This is a genomic window from Bacillus cereus group sp. MYBK139-1 (assembly GCF_051916915.1).
Classification (GTDB): domain Bacteria; phylum Bacillota; class Bacilli; order Bacillales; family Bacillaceae_G; genus Bacillus_A; species Bacillus_A pacificus.
This window is the reverse complement of the sequence record NZ_JBQAHO010000001.1, coordinates 882,504-902,837: the sequence shown is the minus strand read 5'-3', so window position 1 is coordinate 902,837 and position 20,334 is coordinate 882,504. Positions and strand designations below refer to the sequence as shown.

Here is a 20,334-nt window from a genome sequence, read left to right as displayed (position 1 = left end):
CATTTTCAACTTATTAACTTAAGCCTTGTTGCGCTTTAGAATGCACTTTTCCATCTAAAAAGGTAATTTCAACTAATGCAGTTGGATTGCTTCCCTTCCAAGCAAAAATTTGTTTAATTTGTGTAGAATGTTCTACGCCTTCTTCTATAAGTAAATCCCCTTCAAAACCAATTAAATCTTTCACTTCTTTATAAGTCATTCCTTCATTTATATTTGAAAAATGATTTATATTGATAGATTCTTTCTTCTGATTTTCCATCACAGTAGAAGAAGTTGCTGTTTGCTTTTTTACTTCTTTCTTCTGTTCACACGCTGTCATACTGAAACCTAAGCATAAACTACATAATATTAATGTGCTTTTTTTCATCATAACAGTTGTCCCTCCCATAATAATTAAACCATATATTCCCTTAAAAATAAACTGAATATTTAATATTATATTGAAAAACCCTGTACAATCTAGTACAGGGTTACGGTTAAATTTATTTATTTAAATGATTATTTGATTGGTCATTCTGTTCTTTTCTCAGTTCTTGTTCTTCATCTTTTGGTAATTGTTTATCATTATCTTTTATTGGATTCGTTTCTCGATTTTCAATCATGTCATTTGGAACTTGTGGCATTACTCGGCCAACAATTGCTGCTAATTCATCCAGTATACCTTCACCTGTTTTTCCTTTTTTAATTTGCTTTCCAATTTGTTTCAGTCGTTCATACGTATCAACATCTGCTACAACTACTGCATTAGCACCATCTGGATCGTTTTTTAAACTTTCTGCAACAGAGTATTTTATGGACTCAACACGTGTTCGATCTAGTTTCGCTTTTACATCAATTCCTACGATAGCATATTTCCCAACTACTACCGCTGTCGCATCATTTACACCTGGCACACTTGCTGCTAAAGATGCTAAATGGTCCGCTGCTTTTTCATTTGGCTTGTTTGACTTATTTGTATAATTAACATTTTTCATTGAAACATTTTTTTGCTCGGGCTTTTCGTTTGGATTATCCTTTTTTCCAATACTGCATCCAGTTATTAATAAACAAACCATCAATAGATATATTAAAATCTTCATTACTCTCACCACTTTACCATTAAAGTTTAATCATAAATTTTTTCAACAGCTTGCATTTTCTTCACTTTTTCTTCTGCTCCGCTATTTGCATTAATGAAAATTTGGTACGTATCTTTCCCTAAAGTTCCTACAAATTCATAGCAAAGTACTTCGTTATGCAAATCATTTACTACCATTGCTTTTCGCTCTTCCATTACCTTTACATCAGGATTTATTTTTTTTCTTGCTTCTGCTGCAGTTAGCTTTGCCGAAGGGATTGTTCGTTTTTGGTGTGATGCTAAATATTCTTTCGCCGAAAATCCGACGATAGAACCGTCATCTAAAGCAATTTTCATTTGAATTGCTTCTGGATAAATTCGTACGCCATTCTCATTTACTACATACGTAAATACTCCAACATTATCATATTGTGAGCTATCATAAAGCTCCATATTATGAAACTTATGGTCCTTTAAGAATTTCAATCCTTTACTTCCTGCATCGTTTAAACTAATTTTCTGTTCTTTAATTTCTCGATTATTCATAAGCCAAATTGGATATCCACCTTTTCCGGTAATATCCATATAAAACTCATTATTCGTTGCCTCATCTTTAATTTTCACACTATAGAAAGATTCTTTCGCACCTTTTCCGCTTTTCTCGACTTCTACTTTTTCATTTCCTTTTAAATTTAAAAATGATTTTGCGATTTTCGCTGCTTCATCTTTAGAAATTGTTTTTCCTTCTGCTTCAAATCCGCCTTTTTTATTTTTTTGTGCACTTGTAAAGGTCGGTCCGAAGTTTGTAGATGAATACGAAGTTACATTTTTTTCTACTGTCTTTAATCCGTCAATAATTGTATTGTCTGCAGGATCACGATTAGATGCTAGTGCCATCTCAACATCCATCCAGCGTAAATTGTTTTTCAATACAAGATGTTGCACTTTTCTTAGTTCATCTTGTATATTTCCTGCATTGGAATATAAAGTTTGCAACGTTTTGTATTCTTGATCATTTAATGGCTCTTTTTCTAAATCACGAATCGCTGCACGGTAACTAAAATCACCGATATTCGCTAAAAATTCTTCCGTCTTATTAAAAGGCATTAATGTTAAAGGAAGTTGCCCTACATCCGAACGAGCTTCCGATGTTAATCTCCATACATCTGCTAAAGCAGGCGATAAAGATGCGCGTGAATTCATCGCAAGCGTTGTTCCAATTTTGTCGTGCAATAAATCAACCTCATATGCTAAATCATGAAACGCACGTTGATAGCTATTTTCTGCCCGAATTAATACTGCATTCTTCTCTTGATGCTCTTTATAGCCCCAGTATCCTGTCCCAACTACACCAACTGTTAATAATACGATTATAATACCTCGTAACATAGTTCCACCTCCGCTCTATTTACAGAAAATATGTTTCCCAATCTTTTTAATTTGTGGACGAGTCCAGATCCATTTACTTGTTGCAGTATCTGGATTGAAATAATACAATGCGTTTCCTGTTGGGTCCCATCCATTAATTGCATCTAATACAGCTTTTTTCGCTGTTTCATTTGGCGTTAAATATATTTGTCCGTCTGCTACCGCTGTAAATGCTCTTGGCTCAAAAATCACACCCGAAACAGTATTTGGAAATGATGCACTTGTAACACGATTTAAAATAACTGCAGCGACTGCAACTTGTCCTAAGTACGGCTCACCACGAGATTCTCCATATACTGCGTTTGCCATAAGCTGAATGTCATTTTGGGAATAACCATTTGGAACATTTGTCCCTTTATTTTGAGGTGGTTTATTTTCTTGTGCTGTACCACCACTATTTCCTTTATTCGTTGTCGTTCCTTTATTAGCAGTTGACTTATCATACTTCGTTGCCTTCACGAGCATTTGCTTCGTTTTAGCTCCAGCTAAACCATCAACCGGTAAACCAAATTTCTCTTGAAAATTCCGAAGCGCCCAGTATGTACCCCATCCGAAAACACCATCTACTTTTCCCGTATAAAATCCGTTATATTTCAAACGAGATTGCAGTTCAATGACATCTTCACCAGATGCTCCCCTTTGAATGACTTGATTAGAAAAGGCTTCTACATTCTTTAGTTGTATACTACTGACCATCAAAGATAGTCCTATGAACGCAAGTAAAACCGCTATTTTAAAAATAGCTTTTTGGCGCATAATTTTCCCTCCTTAATTATGTAAATGATTTCTTGGTTATGTTTTGTAAAAGCCTCGCTTTTATGTAAAGAAGACAAAAAAATCCAAACTAATATCGTTGAAAGAATATGTAAACAATATAAAGTGAAACTTTAATCAGTGGGGGTTTTCTTCATCCCCACTGATTATTAGTTGAACCAATCGGACTTTTATGGGCAGTTGATCCCCCACCTAACTTCTTTACTTTCGCTGAATTTTGAGATGGGGGGCTTACTGCCCATTAAAGTGGGATAAAAAAGGATAAAAGGAGTTCATCATGAAGAATTTGTTAAAGCGTGTCGCATTCGTTATTCTGTTTCTAACAATATGTTCAAATGTATATACAAGCTCATCAATTGTTCATGCACAGCCGCCGTATGCCAAATGGGGTAAACTTGCTGTAGAAAAAACGAAAGAACAGTACCCCAAAGCGGAGATTATTGATTATCTTCATATAGGTAGAAAACCAAAAACCGTTCAAATAACAGTTGAAAAATTCAAATTGTGGCTACGTGAAGACGGAAAGGAATATGGTGTTTTTGTTGATGTAGAGTTTGAAACGAAGACGGATAAGTTTATAAAAATGTCGTTTCAGAAGACGAGTAGATAAAATGAAACTTTAATCAGTGGGGGTTTTGTTCATCCCCCACTGATTATTAGTTGAACCAATCGGGCTTTTACGGGCAGTTGAGATCCCCACCTAACTTCTTTACTTTCGCTGAATTTTGAGGAGGGGGTCTTACTACCCGTTAATGCGGGATAAAATGAAAGAACCCGACTGTTTATATTTTAAACAGTCGGGTTCTTTCATTTCTAAAATTCATTCCTAAGGTTTCGATTCCCTAAAAATCTTACCAATATACAAATAGCGCCAATTACAACTGCTATTCCTATACTGTATAAAAGTACTCTACCATATCCACTTATTCTCGGATCTAAAAATGGATAAGGATACCAATTAACGATTGGACCACGTATTAAGCTATATAAAACGTAAAAAAACGGGAATAAGAGCCAACTTGCGGCTTGTTTCCAAGTGATTTTCTTACTAGGCGGATTTAAAATCCAATCTAAAAGCATGGCAATTGGCATGATATAATGTAACACCGTATTTACCCATGGTATTGCAGTTTGAAGTGATTCTTCTAACCCTCTTAATAATAAAAAATAAATGAATCCAGTCGTAAGTATGTATACAGTTGCTGTACCACGAAGTATACCAAACTGTTCTGATTGACCAAATGTAGCTGTTCCGATACTACTTAAAAGGAGAATACATGCAACTAAAATGTTACTTTCGATAGTGAAGAAACTAAAAAAGTTAACTGGATTGAACGGTTTCACTTGTGCCCGTATTATAAATTGCGTAATGATTGCACTAAATGCTAGAAGGCTTAAACATAGTCTAAATAAAGATAATGTTTTTACATCCCCCATACAATCCCTCCTCTTCTTATACAAACTTATCATTCTCCTGTACATGCTCGATAAATAACTTTAATGGAATGAGCCCACGTTTAGGCATATGACTACTTATTACAGCAACTACCTCTAACTGGGGAATGATAACGATGTATTGCCCGCCATATCCCATAGTAAAATACATACAATACGGTATGTGAAATCTTTCGTTATTCAATACCCACCAGTGATATCCATATGCCCCGACATGTTCATACGTTTCAAATAGAGGTGTACTTGATTCTTCTAACCATTTCGATGATACAATTTCATTCCCCTGCCAAATTCCATTCTGCAAACATAATATTCCGAGTTTTAATAAATCTTTAGATTTCATTTTCATACCGAAACCACCGACATATATTCCCTGGGGATCTTGTTGCCACTCATATTCAGTAATTTCTAATGGATCAAATACATATCTTTTCGCAAACTGTTCTGTCGGCATTCCAGTAGCTTTTTGGATAATGTAACTAAGTAAATGCGAAGACCCTGAGTTATAATTCATTTTTGTAGCCGGTTCTTCAATTATTGGTTTTTCTAATATGTACTGCACCCAGTTATCCGATTCTACAAAATCGTTTGGGAAAACGACCCCATTCCCAAACTCCTTCCAATCTTCTCCTGTAGTCATCGTTAATAAATGATACAGAGTCAAATCCTGCTTTTCCTCAGATACATTTTCAATCCACTCTGTAATCGGTGTATGTATATCATTTATATAGCCTTTATCGATTGCAATACCAATTAATAAAGATACGATACTTTTTGTAATTGAATTTATTTTATATAAGTTATTTGCACATTCGGATGTTTTATAATACTCGGTTGTTAATTCCCCTTTTTGATAAACAAGAAATGTATTTACTTTTTTCTTTTCAAATTTATTTTCTAGCTGCTTGAAATCCAATACTTTACCTCCATTTAAATAGTAACTCAATTATTATATCTTGTAGCTTCTATTAAAACATAATTGAATTCAAATAAAAAAACAAACCTGTCAGTTAAACTGACAGGTTTGTTTTTTATAATTTCGTGCGAACATTCCAAAGCTCTGGGAAGAATCGTTGATCAAGTACTCGTTTTAAATAAGATACACCAGAAGAACCGCCTGTTCCCATTTTATGTCCGATAATTCGTTCTACCGTTTTCATATGACGGAAACGCCATTGTTGTAGCCAATCTTCAATATCGATTAATTTTTCAGCAAGTTGGTATAAGTTCCAATACTTTTTCACATCGGCATACACTTCAAGCCATGCCGCTTCTACCGTGGCATCTTCTTCATAAGGCTGCGTAATATCACGATTCAACACATCTTTATGAATAGGGAATCCTTCTTTTACAAGTGCTTGAATTGCGACATCATACAAACTTGGTGCATGTAGCGCCGTATGAAGTCGAGCGTGTAATTCTGGATCTTTTTCATAAATTTTTAATGCATGCGGCGTTTTATAACCTAGCGCATACTCAATCATACGATATTGATACGATTGAAAACCTGAAGCTTGACCGAGCGAGTCACGAAACTCAATGTACTCGGATGGTGTTAATGTCGCAAGAATATCCCAAGATTGAATAATTTGAGACTGAATTTTTGATACACGTGCTAACATTTTAAAAGCTGGTTGTAATTTATCTTGTTTAATAGATTCAATTGCTGCATGTAACTCATGTAAAATAAGCTTCATCCAAAGCTCACTTGCTTGGTGAATAACGATGAACAACATTTCATCATGGTGGTCTGATAATCTCTTTTGAGAAGATAGTAAACTATCTAATTGTAAATATTCCCCGTACGTCATATTCTCTTTAAAGTCCGTATGAATCCCTTTTTCCATAATTACCTTTTCATTTTCTTTCATATTAGCCAAACGCCCCTTTTATATATTTCTACTTATATTGGTCTAATAACTGCTCGAACTGGACTTCCATCTGCATCTGTTAAGGCAAGTGGTAATGCAATCAATTCATAATCGCCGTCTGCTACGTGATCTAGTACGACATTTTCTAAAATGTGTATGCCATGTTTAAACAATTGATGATGCGCTTCTAATTCTTTATCATCTAGTGGATCAACTGACGGTACATCCACCCCGATTAAACGTATACCTTTCTCTGAAAGAAATGGTGCTATATCTGCATGTAAATGCGGGATTACATCTGGGAATTCATTCACTTTACCATGTGAAGATGTGCGTAATAATAAGCGTTCTACTCCTTCTAAATGAAAGTTTTCTAATTCCTTTTTCCCAATGCTTTCAAGATTAGAAACGTCAATGATTCGTACTGGGCCGACATAAACTTGAATATCTAAATCTATTACTTTCTTTCCTTCATTATCAAAATGAAACGGCGCATCAATATGAGTACCTGTATGAATACTCATCGTTAATTTTCCAACATTTACTGAGCCACTCTCTTCTTTTGGCCATGATACTTCATATGAGAACGGTGTGTCCCCTGGCCAAGTAGCAATATCATTATTTAGCGGTTGTGAAATATCAATCCACACTGATGTTTTCATACCTATGCCACAACCTCTCTCTTATTTTCAAACTGTTTATATTCTTCATCTTTCATGATTTTCTTTAATATTTGTACAGATTTCCACACTTCTTCGTATGTGTTATATAAAGCGACTGGCGCAAGTCTTACTCCATTAGGTGCACGGAAATCAGGGATAACTCCATTTGCTTTTAACGCTTTACATATGCGTGCTGCTTCTGCATGCTCTAAATAAATATGCCCACCTCGTTTTTCATCCTCTAATGGATTTCCAATTGTAAATTCAAAATCACTTAATTCATGAGCAATTAAATTAAGCATGTATCTTGTAATATGTAAAGATTTTTCACGTAAACGTTCTATACCAGCCTCTTTAAAAATTTCAAGAGAACCGATTAACGGCGCTGTACTTAATACGTGAGGGGTACCAATTTGATATGCACCTGCATGATCAGCAGCTGTTAATGTATGTTCCATATCAAACTGCTTATCTTTTCTAGAGCTGAACCATCCAGACAATCCTGGAAGTCTATTACAATGCTTTTTATTTACATAAAGACCAGCAACACCACCTGGTCCTGCATTTAAGTATTTATAATTACACCAAATAGCGAAATCAACATCCCATTCTTTGAAATGATGCGGAATAGAACCAATCGAATGACATAAATCGAATCCGATATGAATACCACGCTTATGTGCTTCCGCTGTTAAACGTTTCATATCGAGAACTTGGCCACTTCTATATAGTACAGAAGGTAATAAAATTAACGCGATATCATCTGTCATTGCATGAATAATATCATCTTCAGAAAGTGTTCTACCATCTCGGCTCTTCACTCGTACTAAATGCTCATCTGGATCTAAGCCTTTTAAACGAATTTGACTTTGAAGTGCATATATATCGGACGGGAATGTTAACTCATCCGCAAGAATTTTTGTGCGAATTCCTTTCGGCTCATAGAAAGTTGCGATTACTTGATGAATATTCGTCGTCGTGGAACCGGTTACAATAGTTTCTTCTGGTAAAGCTCCAATAAGAGGCGCAGTCAATTCACCTAATTTCTCCGAAAGGAAAAACCACGGATGCTCACCCTCGGTCCAGCCGTCAATACCGTACTCTTTCCATGAATCTAGCAAAGTAAGTAATGATTTTTCTGCTCTTTTTGAAAGTAGCCCTAATGAGTTTCCATCTAAATATATTGTTCCTTCTTTTTTATAAAATTCAGTTTGAAAATCCTTCAGTTCATCGTGTTTATCACATTCAAGCGCATACTCATAAGTTGGTTGAAATGGTTCTGTATACATGGTGTCACCTTCTCTTAATTTTCTTTTTATTCTAACTAATTGAAATATATCACCTTAGTTGATATAACGTCAATGATATTATGTCAGTTGACTTTATATATGAATTTCTTTTACAATACAGTTATATTTTCAGATATTTCAGTATAAAGAGGTGATTCTTTGAAAAACACTACTCTTTCATCAAGAAAACACCGCTCCTTAGAAACTAAAAAGAAACTTTTACATTCCGGATACATTGTTTTTATTAATAACGGATTTCAGAAAACAACCATTACGCAAATTATTAAACATGCAGAAACTGGTTATGGAACGGCATATGTATACTTCAAAAACAAAGATGATCTCCTCACCGTTTTAATGGAAGATGTTATGAATCAATTTTATGATATTGCTGAGCGCTCTTTTTCTCCTCAAACAAAAGAAGAAGCACGTAATATGATTCAAAACCAAGTGAGGGCATTCCTCCAACTAGCAGAGAAAGAACGGGCTATTTTACAAGTTGTAGAAGAAGCAATCGGGTTATCAAAAGAGATACGTCAAAAATGGGATGAGATTCGAGAACGATTTATAAACAGCATTACGCAAGATATTACATACTCTCAAGAAAATGGGTTAGCGCATCCTGAATTAAATAAAGAAACTGTAGCACGTGCTTGGTTCGCAATGAATGAGATGTTTCTTTGGACGATTGTGAAAAATGATAAAAAATTGGAGTTAGAAGAAATCGTGCATACATTAACGGAAATGTATACGACGGGGTTATATAAATAGCACACCTTCAATAAATAAGGTGTGCTATTTTACATCTATAAAAATATTTTATCTGGGTATGGTAGTGCTAAAGGAGGCTTTTCAGATAATGAGAAATATTGTAGTTCTAAAGATTCACCATCTATTGATTTCAGTTTTCGACTAGTAATTTCACACTCAAACACAACAACAATATATTCTACTTGATCGCCATTCGGATATGTATGGCGATACTCTTCTCCTCCAAACACTCCTTTTTGTTTTTTCACTTGCACTTTCAATCCTGCTTCTTCCCACACTTCACGAACTACTGCTTCTTCTGGAGTTTCTCCAGGCTTAATTGCTCCAGCTGGCAAACTCCAGTATTCTCCTCCAGGATATTGAAATAAAATATCTTCTTGTTCATTTTTTATAACCGCAGCTACACTCGGCATAAAAATTAAATCATGACCTAATTGCTCCCGGATCTTTTTATAATATAGGGACATAGACATATAATTCTCTCCCACTCCATTAATAAATACCTGTATTTCCTGACATCTATTGTATAATAATACCAAAAAAGATTTCTATTTAGAAAGGATCAGAAAATGTCTCAAGAAAAACTAGTAAATAAATTTCTATCATTTTTAGGTACTACAAATCAACCTACTAGCTTAAAGTTTTTAAATGAGCTTATTAAAGCTCATCAAGAAAAAATAAAGTGGGAAACTCTTACTAAAATAATTGACTGGGAAAAAGGTAAGAAAAGAGAACAAAGCCTTACATCTTCTGAGCTTAATTATTGGATAACAGAAAGATTTTGTATTGATAAAGAAATATATGAAAGAGCTATTGAGGTTTTCAATAAAAAATCTTTAAACAGTAAAAGCGTTACTCATGAGATTGAGTAACGCTTTTACCTTCATACATATCTTTAATATTAATCTTCTTTATGATAAGCAGCTTCTACACATTCTGCTAGACGCTCAATTTGTTCCATAGTTAAACCTCGTGAAATCCAGCCTGTTAATTTATACATAATTTTATAGTAAAGATTACTAGGTTCATATTCTGAAATTAATGTAAGTGCTGTACCTTCCTCATCTTCTTCTAACATATAAGTCATTGCCGAATAACCTTGCTTCATTTCACTGCCAAGTGAAATAATATGGGGTGCATCGTATTCAAGGATTTCTACTTCAGCCTCGAATGTTTTCTTACCGACTTTTTGAACAGTAATATATTTATCTCCTACACGTGGATTCTCTTTATCCATATTTGAAGGATAGCGATTTTCTATTATAAACGTATTCCATTCTTTTATTTTTTCATCTTCTATTATGTAGTCACATACAACATCCATTGGTGCTTTTATTACTATTTCTATTGCAAAACTCATTATACTGCCCCTCTCAAATACCATATCCATTTCTATTTTAACTAAATCATTATGCCATATTTTATATAGTGAAATACAAGTAGAATTTTAATTTTTTATTAATTTAAAAACTTATTCATACAAAATATTTTATTAAAGATACAACAATTAAAAACAAAGCCACAAGTAATAAAGCTATCCCTATACTTCTATTTTCTTTTTCGTTATTTTTTAAATTTCGCACCCCTAAGCTAACTAACATAAAACCTAAAAGCGTTTGTAAAATTAGCATACTCATTTCCGAAGTATCATTCCAACTATAAATGGAATACCCCATTATAATAATTGCAAGTAAAACCGTTACGATCCTATTCATACGAAAATCCCTCCTATTTAAAAAGAAACCGCTAAGTTTCCTTAGCGGTTTTATTATCAATTTATATTTGTAAAAATTGCTTTTCATGAATTTGATATAAGTCAAAAGGATTTTCTGGTCAATATAACTACGTATGTTAGTACACTTTTTCTTTATTCAGTCTACTTACAATTCCAACTATAAATTTATAATCAATCCTCCTCTTCTTAACCTTTTTAAACCCTTCTTTCGTATCAAAAATTAAACACGTTTTCCGAAACCACATTCGTACGTACAGTGACTCAAAATAAATAGGTTTTATAATTCCTCTTTCCTCAAATTCAGTTCCATCTTTATTTTCAGTTTCTGTTCGAACAAACCACGTATTTCCGAAGCCAATTTCAATATACTTCACATAAGTCCCCCTTTCGGAAATTAATTTCTAACTATTCTATTATTTCCCCGGTAAGCGCACATTCCGACAGAACATGAGCCCACAAAGAAAAAGTAGATTACAAAAATCTACTTTATAACTTATATTTTTGCATTCGTTTATAAAATGTACTTCGAGGTACATCTAAAAGTTTTGCAGCTAACGAAACATTTCCATTCGTCTTTTCTAGCGCTTCAATCATGCTGTCACGCTGTATTCTTTCGCGGAAATTTAATGTGTTCTCTATTTTATTTTCTGCTTGCAATGCAAGTTGATGTTGATTTCCCATCATTGTTTGTAATAAAAAAGAGATTTGTTTTTCGCATATTTCCTGTCCTTGCGATAAAATGTAAATGCGTTCTAATACATTTAATAATTCTCGAATATTTCCGGGCCATGTATGCTGATAAAATTGATTACAAATACTTTTTGGAAATATAACATTCCAATTCTTTCGTTTGCAAAAATGTTTTATGAAGTATGGAATATCCTCTTTTCTTTCTATTAACGTTGGAACATAAAGCGGATAAACATGTAACCGATAATATAAATCTTGACGAAATTTCCCTTCTTCTACTAATCGCAATAAATCTTTATGTGTCGCAGTAATAATACGAATATTTACCGGTACCTCTTTTGAACTGCCAATTGGGGTTACTGTTCGTTCTTGTAAAACACGCAATAATGCGACTTGCATCTCTGGAGGCACTTCACCAATTTCATCTAAAAATATTGTTCCTCCATCTGCTTGTTGGAATTTCCCTTTATATCCTTGGCGCCGTGCACCTGTAAACGCTCCTTCAGCATAACCGAACAATTCACTTTCCATTAATTCTTTCGGTAATGAACCGCAGTTAACAGCTATAAATGGACCATTTTTTCTTGGACTATTTTCATGAATCGCTCTCGCAACATATTCTTTTCCTACACCTGTTCCACCACAAACATATACACTTGCGTCAGTTGGTGATACAAGCTTAATTTCTTCTAATGTATGTTGAAATGCACTACTTGTCCCAATCACTCCAGGAAAAGTGATGCCATTTATAAATGGGGACGTTGAAAATGATTTTACTTGTTTATTTTCCTTTACATAAATACATTTCCCAATCATTCTATTATTACTGTATACTGGAACTTCTAATTTAAACTTCAATCCATATTGCATTAAATCTGCAAGTTTCATTCGTGACCAATTACATACTCGTTCCCGAACACTCTTGCTCGCAGAAACGATAACATCGCGATGATTACAAATAACCACTTGTTCATCACTGTCAATTACATCTAAAAAACGATGGATTAACTGCAGTTCATTTTGATGTACTCGAATACTACATTCACGTTCAATCGCATGTGCAATCGAAGTTACCATACCGAGCATATATGGATGCGAGAACTCAATCGGACAAGAGAAATCTAGAACGCCTATTAATTTCCCATCATCATTATGAATAGGAGCGGCCGCACAGCTCCAGCTATGAGATGCGACAGAATAATGCTCTGTACCACTTATCATAATAGCCTCTTCAATTTCTAACGCTGTTCCTATCGCATTTGTACCAACAGCCGCTTCCGTCCATTTCACACCTTCAACGAAATTAATATGTTTCGCTCGTTGCAACGTTTGTTTATTTCCACTTAATGATAGAACGTAACCGTCTGGATCGATTAATAATGCCATCATTTGCAGTTCATCAATGGTTTTTCTCATATTTTGTATTTGAGGTATTGCTATATCTAGGAAGATTTCACTCTTTTTCTTTTGATCTTGAAAAATATTAGAAGACAAAATTTTCTGACCTTTATTCATATGAGGATTCACATTTGCTTGTTTACATCGATACCATGACTCTGAAATTTTTTCGTTTATACGGTTCGAATCAAGGACACCTTCATCAACAAACTTTTTCCATGTATGTAAGTAAAACGGTGAAGCTAGCATTGTATCATCTCCCTATTCATTATTTTGGAGATTTGTAAAAACATACTTTTATTATAAAACTGAATAAAATCGTTTTCAACAAAACTAGAAAGACGACACAAATATGTTAAAAATTTGAATATCTTAATGCACTTCTTTGTTCTTTTTTAGTATTACTATATTTTGTATAATGGAAGCAAAAAAAATACATAACCAAAACCATTTTTGTGGATTGCCGTTTATAAAGAAAATAATCACGGCTATTGCAAATAAAATTGTGGATGCTACACTAAAATATAATTTTGTTTTCATTCCCATTATCCCTCACCTCTCTATCACTTTACAGTACACACTAACTCTTCATTTTTCATCTCTACTATGTACTCCTGAAAAACATATTGTTTCCCGCCATGTTTTTCATACCATTCATGTATTCTTCTAATATGCTTCTCGTCATTTCTAATCTTTGATTCTATTTCTTTATATTGTTCATAACTATCATATTCCCATATGGCAAACACTTCAGTCGTATCATTCTTATTATCTTTCATCCAGCGTCCTATTAGCCTGGAACCATGCTTTAACTGATTCGGTAAGTTTGTTTTATTAAAATGCTCATTAAATATTTCTATAAATTCATTCTTTACTATATAGTACTTTCTTCTATAAAACATACATTCCCACCTCTTTTATGCGCAGACTCAAATACACCTTCCCATTACAACCGTATTATAATACTTCTCATCCGACAGCCTTTTATCATTTTTCAAAATTCCTTCTACTTCAAAACCTAATTTTTTATAAAGTTGGATCGCTTTTTCGTTTGTCTCTAATACTTGTAATGATATCTTTTTAATCTCATTTTCATCAGCCCAATGAATAGATTGTTGCAATAGACTTTTACCTATTCCATATCCCCAAAACTCTTTTAAAATACAAACGCCAAATTCTACTTTATGAGATAATCTCTTCAAATTTGACCCTTCGCACCTTGAAAACCCAACGATTCGGTTGTGCACTTCTGCAACTAAAAACAAATTCTTTGTCTCGTCACTATCTGCTTTTATTATTTTTTGAAAACCTATCTTATCTATAAATCCCTCTCCAGCTTCTCTATCCATGTTTTCAGTTTCTCCATCAATCTGAACCCTAATTTCCGATAACTGTTCCGCATCTGTTTCAGTTGTCAAACGAATTGTATAAACTAATCCATTTATGTGGTTTTTTTTCCTTTTATAATCATTTCAAGCTCCTTTTAAAAGTAGTCTATTGATGCTATTACAATTTCTTTACCTTGTTTCTCAAATTGTTGAATCGTTTCTTTACTAGCCTCTGAATCTGTTATTATAAGGTCAATTTCAATCAGTAATTCTCCTTTTATAAAGTAGTCTATTCCAAGTTTATTGTGAGGAGCTAAACAAATATTTCGTCTAGCAATCTTATTTACTGTTTTACTAAAATAAGCAACTTCAGGCGTTGCAGTACTTATACCATTCAATGAAATGCCACCACCTGTAGAGAAATACAGATCAATAGAGAATCTACTTATCAATTCTGAGGCAAGTGTATCTGTCATATTTCCTGATGGTTTCACCTTTCCACCAATTAAGTACGTATCAATGTTCTTATATTCCCGTAACGTACTAGCAATTTCTATAGAATTCGTAACAACTGTAAATGATGTTTCAGGTAAATATTTTAACATGACATAATGAATGGAAGTCCCACCAATAAAAACAGAATCTCCTTCTTGTATATAAGAAGCTGCAATTTTTGCAATTGCGTCTTCATATACAGAACCATTACTATAACGCTCAAATCGCTCAACAGCTAAATTCCTTACTCGAGCAAGTTCAATTGCACCTCCGTGCGTTCTTTTTAATAAGCCATCCTTCTCCATAATAGACAAATCTCTTCTTATTGAATCAATTGACATATCAAAACTTTCCGCAAGATCTTTAGCAATTACCCTTCCATTTTTCTTAAGTAATTCCAAAATTTTCTCTCTACGCTCTTCAGTAAACATGTTCTCACCACTATCATTGAATATTCGGAAATTTTATCCATCTTTTAATTATATGCATGTTTTTTCTATTTTACAATATTTTTAATGCTTCTTTATTCAGCTCTATACAGGTTTTCTCTCTTTTTCTATCCCATTAAATTAACAACTAAATAAATGCATATTTGCATATTTCACAATTATACTTCCGTTCATCCTTCTATTAATGTAAAATTATTCCTATGTTTTACTTTTTAACACAGAAAGGAATTATTATGAAATCTATAATAAAAGTAACTTGTACAGCATTATTATTTACAGGACTAATGGCAGGATGTCACGGGAATACTGCACCAAAACAAGAAAAGAGCGCTCTTGAAAAGAATGCAATGCATTATGGGGAAATAGTTAAAAATGAATACTATAGAGCAACTGTTGAAAATGCTAAATTCGAAAAAATAGACAAAGAATGGCGCATTACTACTCGTGTTATGATTAATAATGTTCGAGATGATGGACAAACTATTGATCTTTCGGAAATAAAATATTTCATACAAGATGAAAAAACTGGTCAGAAATATGAAGGAGAAGCTCATCCGATATATGACGAGCACTATAAAAATGTTCCACACGAATTCTCTTTAACTACTAACGTTGTATTTGAACTGAAAACTTCACCAAAAGATTTAAATAATATGTATCTATACATAGATAGCAAAGCCGCGCCGTTAACAGATACATATTGGAAACTTGATAATTTAGCAACTAAATAAAAAACAGTCCTATAAGACTGTTTTTTATTTGTAAAGTTTACTAGTTACTTATCTCAAGCAGTACGCCTTTTGCACAAATCGTTACTTCTTCAAATGGACAATCAAATAAAACACCCAATTCGAACCCTTCATTCGTAAGAACTATTTCATGACATAACCACCAAGCACCTTCAAAATCTTCCGGAATAGAACATTTCGTTACCCCTGTAAAAGTTACTTGCAGTTTATCAAATTCACTGAACGTACCGCTGCAATCCAAAGCAATAATTAGCTTATCTTTTGATAATCTCTCTACTGATTTGACCACACTATCATGTAGTGAGTATTCATGTAGTTTAACGACGTTCTGCGCGAGCTTTTCTTTTATAATATTATAATTATCTATATAATCTTGTTCTAAATCATTCATTCTTTTCTCATAATCTTCAGTCCACTCCAACATAAGTTTTTTTAACTTTTCCGATGGGTATTCTGAATTAATTGTATTGTTATGAATGTATGGATGTAATGACTTAGGTAGAAACTTTAATAAATCGTCTTTCTTTTCTTCCACGTCTTCTCTTAAACTTTGCTTATAATCTATTCCTATCTTTTCGCTCTCTCGTAACATCTCTTCCCATTCTTCTACTGTTTCTGGGAAAATTAAAAATCCAGACACTTGCATTTCTTTATACCAATCTTTATTAAAATACTTCAAAGACTTTCCCCCTAAAACATTTTAAGATTCAACAAAAGCGATATATCTATTTATTATATCATTCCAATAACTATTTTTTCTAAAGAAAAAATGCAAAACTGTAAATATTCCATCTTTTATTTCTAAAACTTCAGAATATTTACAATAGTTGATAATTAGAATACATTTTACTAGTACAAAGATTCACCTGTACAAAAATCTAAACAAAAAGGGATGGTTATATGTTGAAGAAATTAGTAGCAGGTACATTAGTAGCGGGATTTGCATTAACTGGAGGACTAGGAGTAGCAAGTGCTGAAGAAAAAGGTAACACAATTAAGTCTTTTGATTATTTAAAAGTGGATGAACAGAATGTTAATTCTCTTACAAAATTAAGTGATCAAGATAAGAAAGACATTCAAATTACTATGGTATTACCAGAGCAAAATGAAAATGGAGATTGGCTAGCTTATGGTTTTACTAGCCGCGAAACATTAGATGCTTATATTGAAAAGGATAAAAAAGTACTTAAAAATAAAATCAATCCTTTAGGTAGCGGTGCTGGTAGTACTGATTTTTATGAACATAAAGATAAAGGTGGCCAATATATTTACTGGAGCAGCGGCTTTAAAAACTTACCATCTAGCTGGAACGATAGAATTTCCTCTGTAAGTACAGCATCACCTTCTGCAAGTTATTCAACGACACTTTGGGAGCATACTTCTACACAAGGATATGGAAAAGGTGTTATATTTAAACACGCTGATTGGTACGGTAAAACTGCTAATTTAGCTGCTGATTGGAACGATATTACTTCAGCGATTGACGTAAAAAAATAATAGGATATTCAATTTCTTTTGTAAAAATTCAAACCACTATTCTCTCATAAATTTAGAGAATAGTGGTTTATTACAATTTCATTTAAGCATGTACAGCATGTCCTACCGCTTGCAATAGCGCTTCATGAATCGCTTCAGATAAAGTAGGATGCGCTGCAATATAATCTCTCATAATATCGGCAGTAACTTCTGTATGAATCATTACAGTTCCTTGTCCAATCAGTTCGGTTGCACGTGGACCAATAATAGAAATCCCTACAATTTCTTGATATTTAGGTTCCACAATGACTTTTACTTTACCCGTTTGTTCTCCAATAATAAGCGCTTTTCCATTTGCTGAAAAAGGAAACTCTCCGATAAGAATATCACCATATTGCTCTCTTGCTAATTTTCCACTTAAACCGACACTAGCAATTTCTGGAGCTGTATAAATACAGCGAGGTACAGCATGATAGTTTACTTTTACATCTTCTCCACTCGCATGTAATGCTGCTGTCGTTCCTTCATGGAAAGCAACGTGAGCAAGCTGGATTCCACCAATCACATCACCCGCTGCGTAAATATGTGATACATTGGTTTGCATATGTTCATTCACAGAAATTCCTTTATTTGAATATTGAATGCCTGCTTTTTCTAAATCTAATTGTTGTACACGTGGTTTTCGGCCGACAGAAACGAGAACAAATTCCGGATTAACTTCTTGGATACTTCCTTCATATTCAAATGAAGCCTGTTTCTTATAATTATTTAATCCTTTTAAAACTGCTCCTGTAAATATTTCTACGCCATCATTTTCTAGTTTTCCTCTTAAAATGTATGCGATATCTTCATCTTCACCAGGTAATAATTGCGGTGCCATTTCAACAATCGTAACTTTTGTTCCAAGACGACTATAAATACTTGCAAACTCGCATCCTATTACACCACCACCAACAATTAATAATGATTTCGGTATATTTTCTAGGGACATTGCATGGCTACTATTTAAAATCCATTTCCCATCAAATGTAGCAAAAGGTAATTCAGTCGGTTCTGAACCTGCTGCAATAATGAACTGTTCTCCATCTACTACAATTTCTTTATCACCTTGTGTAACTCTCACACGATGATCCGTTTCAAATCTTGCTTTACCTTGTATAACTTTTATTTTATTTTTCTTCATTAAATATTGAATTCCTTGGACGAGCTGTGTTACAACTTGTGATTTCCTCGCCTGCATTTGCTTCCAATCAACTGAAATACTTCCTTCGTTAAGCATAACTCCATAATGATTCGCTTTTCTCACAATGTCATGCACTTCTGCACTTTCTAACAATGATTTTGTAGGCATGCACCCAACATTTAAACAAGTCCCGCCAAGATCAGCTTCATCAATAAGAGTGACTTCTTTTCCACTTTGAGCCGCGGTAATTGCTGCTACATAGCCAGCAGGTCCGCCACCAATAACGACTAGTTTACTCATTCTCTCACCTTCTCTTTATAAAAGAATTGTTACAGGTTCTTCTAAATAACGTTTAATTGTGCGTAAAAATGCAGCTGCTGGTGCACCATCTAATACACGATGATCGAATGTTAAACTTAAAGGTAACATACTGCCTTTTTTTATTTTCTTTCCTTTATATACTGGAACATGTTCAATTGCACCTACACCTAAAATACCAGTTTCAGGTGTATTTAATACTGGCGTAAAATATTCAATACCGAAGCTACCTAAATTACTAATTGTAAAGGTTGTCCCTTGCATATCATCACTACTTAAACTACCTTCTCTTGCTTTTTGTGCAACATTTTTAATTTGTTTAGATAACTCTACTAAAGATAGATGATTAGCAAAGCGAATAGCTGGAACGACTAATCCTTTTTCTAATGCGACTGCCATGCCTAAATGAACATGTTCAAATTGATGAATTGTATCATCCATATAAGCGCTGTTCATTTCTTTATGCTCTCCAAGCGCTAATACAACAGCACGAGAAACGAAATCCGTAATAGTTAGTTTGTTATCGTATCGTTCTTGTACAACTGCCGCTATTTCTTTATGTAAAGCAACTAAATCTGTAACATCTACTTTCATCGTTATTGTTAATTGCGCACTATTTTGTAAACTTGCATGCATACGGTTTGCGATTGCTTTCCGCATACCAGTAACAGGAATTACTTTACTTTCTTCTTGTTCAAGTACTTCTGGAATTGTTACTCTTTCTTCAATCGCTTTTAATACGTCTACTTTTGTAATCCTTCCGCCAGGGCCTGTACCAACTAATGCTTTGATATCTAGATTTTCAGACTTTGCAATTTTCTTCGCTACAGGTGAAATTTTGATTCTTTGCTTCGCCACTTCTTTCGCATATGGTTCTGGATGTTGGACCTTTTTAGGCTCTAGATTAGGTGCTTTTTCTTCTACAACATTTATACTTTCATTGATTTCTACTTTTTCGTTCAGCTTACCGATATAGCAAATGACAGTGCCAGGTGGAACCCCCTCATCTTCACTTACAGCTATATCAAGAACAGTTCCATCCGCTGGTGCTTCTATTTCAGTTTCGATTTTTTCCGAATTAATACTAGCAATTAGTTCACCTTTTGATACATGATCGCCTGCTTTAATATTCCAGCTCGTAATAATACCTTCTTTCATCGCCATACCTAACTTCGGCATTACAACTTCTACAGCCATGCTTCTCTC

Annotated in this window: 24 protein-coding genes and 1 pseudogene; 5 read left to right on the top strand and 20 right to left on the bottom strand. The window is 33.9% G+C overall.

The window, feature by feature from the left end:
* Positions 1-13 precede the first annotated feature (13 nt).
* From ACTFRS_RS04635 to sleB, 4 genes are all read right to left on the bottom strand, one after another.
* The gene (locus tag ACTFRS_RS04635) at positions 14-370 is read right to left on the bottom strand and encodes a hypothetical protein (RefSeq protein ID WP_139865782.1); all 357 of its coding nucleotides are present in this window, start codon (positions 368-370) and stop codon (positions 14-16) included.
* Between the two features lie 112 nt (positions 371-482).
* Positions 483-1,079 carry a YhcN/YlaJ family sporulation lipoprotein gene (locus tag ACTFRS_RS04630; RefSeq protein ID WP_000697993.1) on the bottom strand — a complete coding sequence of 199 codons (597 nt, stop codon included), beginning with the start codon at positions 1,077-1,079 and terminating at the stop codon, positions 483-485.
* Positions 1,080-1,105: 26 nt separating this feature from the next.
* Complete coding sequence (gene ypeB, locus ACTFRS_RS04625) at positions 1,106-2,446, bottom strand: germination protein YpeB (protein WP_242293394.1); 1,341 nt, start codon at positions 2,444-2,446, stop codon at positions 1,106-1,108.
* A 15-nt stretch (positions 2,447-2,461) separates the two neighbouring features.
* A complete protein-coding gene (gene sleB / locus ACTFRS_RS04620; RefSeq protein WP_001249053.1) occupies positions 2,462-3,241 on the bottom strand; it encodes a spore cortex-lytic enzyme in 780 nt (259 codons plus the stop codon).
* 295 nt (positions 3,242-3,536) lie between these two features.
* On the opposite strand from sleB, the gene ACTFRS_RS04615 reads away from it, so the two are divergent.
* Complete coding sequence (locus ACTFRS_RS04615; RefSeq protein ID WP_242293393.1) at positions 3,537-3,869, top strand: DUF3889 domain-containing protein; 333 nt, start codon at positions 3,537-3,539, stop codon at positions 3,867-3,869.
* A 203-nt stretch (positions 3,870-4,072) separates the two neighbouring features.
* Here ACTFRS_RS04615 and ACTFRS_RS04610 read toward each other — a convergent pair whose 3' ends face one another.
* The 5 genes from ACTFRS_RS04610 to kynU form a co-directional block, all read right to left on the bottom strand.
* Positions 4,073-4,696: a Pr6Pr family membrane protein gene (locus ACTFRS_RS04610; protein WP_139865785.1), complete on the bottom strand. Its 624-nt coding sequence runs from the start codon at positions 4,694-4,696 to the stop codon at positions 4,073-4,075.
* Between the two features lie 16 nt (positions 4,697-4,712).
* Entirely contained in the window at positions 4,713-5,630 is a 918-nt protein-coding gene (locus ACTFRS_RS04605; RefSeq protein ID WP_242293392.1) for a serine hydrolase domain-containing protein, read from the bottom strand.
* 115 nt (positions 5,631-5,745) lie between these two features.
* A complete protein-coding gene (gene kynA / locus ACTFRS_RS04600; protein WP_074608709.1) occupies positions 5,746-6,585 on the bottom strand; it encodes a tryptophan 2,3-dioxygenase in 840 nt (279 codons plus the stop codon).
* 32 nt (positions 6,586-6,617) lie between these two features.
* Positions 6,618-7,247, bottom strand: coding sequence for an arylformamidase (gene kynB, locus ACTFRS_RS04595; RefSeq protein WP_440024127.1), 630 nt, complete (start codon positions 7,245-7,247; stop codon positions 6,618-6,620).
* Positions 7,248-7,249: 2 nt separating this feature from the next.
* Entirely contained in the window at positions 7,250-8,536 is a 1,287-nt protein-coding gene (gene kynU / locus ACTFRS_RS04590) for a kynureninase (protein WP_062821645.1), read from the bottom strand.
* A gap of 159 nt (positions 8,537-8,695) precedes the next feature.
* Between kynU and ACTFRS_RS04585 the strand changes: the two genes are divergently transcribed.
* Positions 8,696-9,307 (top strand): TetR/AcrR family transcriptional regulator, encoded by a 612-nt coding sequence (locus ACTFRS_RS04585; protein ID WP_016717658.1) that lies wholly within the window; start codon positions 8,696-8,698, stop codon positions 9,305-9,307.
* Positions 9,308-9,342: 35 nt separating this feature from the next.
* Here the strand turns inward: ACTFRS_RS04585 and ACTFRS_RS04580 are convergent, their stop codons facing one another.
* The gene (locus ACTFRS_RS04580; protein WP_440024130.1) at positions 9,343-9,780 is read right to left on the bottom strand and encodes an NUDIX hydrolase; all 438 of its coding nucleotides are present in this window, start codon (positions 9,778-9,780) and stop codon (positions 9,343-9,345) included.
* A gap of 96 nt (positions 9,781-9,876) precedes the next feature.
* Between ACTFRS_RS04580 and ACTFRS_RS04575 the strand changes: the two genes are divergently transcribed.
* Positions 9,877-10,179, top strand: coding sequence for a hypothetical protein (locus tag ACTFRS_RS04575; protein ID WP_440024132.1), 303 nt, complete (start codon positions 9,877-9,879; stop codon positions 10,177-10,179).
* 29 nt (positions 10,180-10,208) lie between these two features.
* Here the strand turns inward: ACTFRS_RS04575 and ACTFRS_RS04570 are convergent, their stop codons facing one another.
* The 7 genes and pseudogenes from ACTFRS_RS04570 to ACTFRS_RS04540 form a co-directional block, all read right to left on the bottom strand.
* Positions 10,209-10,667: an SRPBCC family protein gene (locus ACTFRS_RS04570; protein WP_440024134.1), complete on the bottom strand. Its 459-nt coding sequence runs from the start codon at positions 10,665-10,667 to the stop codon at positions 10,209-10,211.
* 115 nt (positions 10,668-10,782) lie between these two features.
* On the bottom strand, positions 10,783-11,022 hold the full coding sequence (locus ACTFRS_RS04565) for a DUF3953 domain-containing protein (RefSeq protein WP_440024136.1): 240 nt from the start codon (positions 11,020-11,022) through the stop codon (positions 10,783-10,785).
* Between the two features lie 136 nt (positions 11,023-11,158).
* The gene (locus tag ACTFRS_RS04560) at positions 11,159-11,416 is read right to left on the bottom strand and encodes a DUF3977 family protein (RefSeq protein ID WP_242293388.1); all 258 of its coding nucleotides are present in this window, start codon (positions 11,414-11,416) and stop codon (positions 11,159-11,161) included.
* Between the two features lie 112 nt (positions 11,417-11,528).
* Positions 11,529-13,379 (bottom strand): sigma-54-dependent Fis family transcriptional regulator, encoded by a 1,851-nt coding sequence (locus tag ACTFRS_RS04555; protein ID WP_431084649.1) that lies wholly within the window; start codon positions 13,377-13,379, stop codon positions 11,529-11,531.
* Between the two features lie 314 nt (positions 13,380-13,693).
* Positions 13,694-14,032: an NIPSNAP family protein gene (locus ACTFRS_RS04550; RefSeq protein WP_139865792.1), complete on the bottom strand. Its 339-nt coding sequence runs from the start codon at positions 14,030-14,032 to the stop codon at positions 13,694-13,696.
* Between the two features lie 27 nt (positions 14,033-14,059).
* Positions 14,060-14,601: pseudogene (locus ACTFRS_RS04545) on the bottom strand (N-acetyltransferase family protein).
* A gap of 12 nt (positions 14,602-14,613) precedes the next feature.
* The gene (locus ACTFRS_RS04540; protein WP_139865794.1) at positions 14,614-15,384 is read right to left on the bottom strand and encodes a DeoR/GlpR family DNA-binding transcription regulator; all 771 of its coding nucleotides are present in this window, start codon (positions 15,382-15,384) and stop codon (positions 14,614-14,616) included.
* 251 nt (positions 15,385-15,635) lie between these two features.
* Here ACTFRS_RS04540 and ACTFRS_RS04535 point away from each other — a divergent pair, with 251 nt between their 5' ends.
* Entirely contained in the window at positions 15,636-16,133 is a 498-nt protein-coding gene (locus tag ACTFRS_RS04535) for a hypothetical protein (protein ID WP_242293386.1), read from the top strand.
* A gap of 40 nt (positions 16,134-16,173) precedes the next feature.
* On the opposite strand, the gene ACTFRS_RS04530 is transcribed toward ACTFRS_RS04535, so the two are convergent.
* On the bottom strand, positions 16,174-16,830 hold the full coding sequence (locus ACTFRS_RS04530) for a DUF4085 family protein (RefSeq protein WP_139865796.1): 657 nt from the start codon (positions 16,828-16,830) through the stop codon (positions 16,174-16,176).
* Positions 16,831-17,051: 221 nt separating this feature from the next.
* Here ACTFRS_RS04530 and ACTFRS_RS04525 point away from each other — a divergent pair, with 221 nt between their 5' ends.
* Positions 17,052-17,648, top strand: coding sequence for a hypothetical protein (locus ACTFRS_RS04525; protein WP_087953488.1), 597 nt, complete (start codon positions 17,052-17,054; stop codon positions 17,646-17,648).
* Positions 17,649-17,730: 82 nt separating this feature from the next.
* On the opposite strand, the gene lpdA is transcribed toward ACTFRS_RS04525, so the two are convergent.
* Both lpdA and ACTFRS_RS04515 read right to left on the bottom strand, forming a co-directional pair.
* Positions 17,731-19,110, bottom strand: a complete 1,380-nt coding sequence (gene lpdA, locus ACTFRS_RS04520) for a dihydrolipoyl dehydrogenase (protein WP_139865797.1) — start codon at positions 19,108-19,110, stop codon at positions 17,731-17,733.
* Between the two features lie 15 nt (positions 19,111-19,125).
* A complete protein-coding gene (locus tag ACTFRS_RS04515; RefSeq protein ID WP_139865798.1) occupies positions 19,126-20,325 on the bottom strand; it encodes a dihydrolipoamide acetyltransferase family protein in 1,200 nt (399 codons plus the stop codon).
* Positions 20,326-20,334 lie beyond the last annotated feature (9 nt).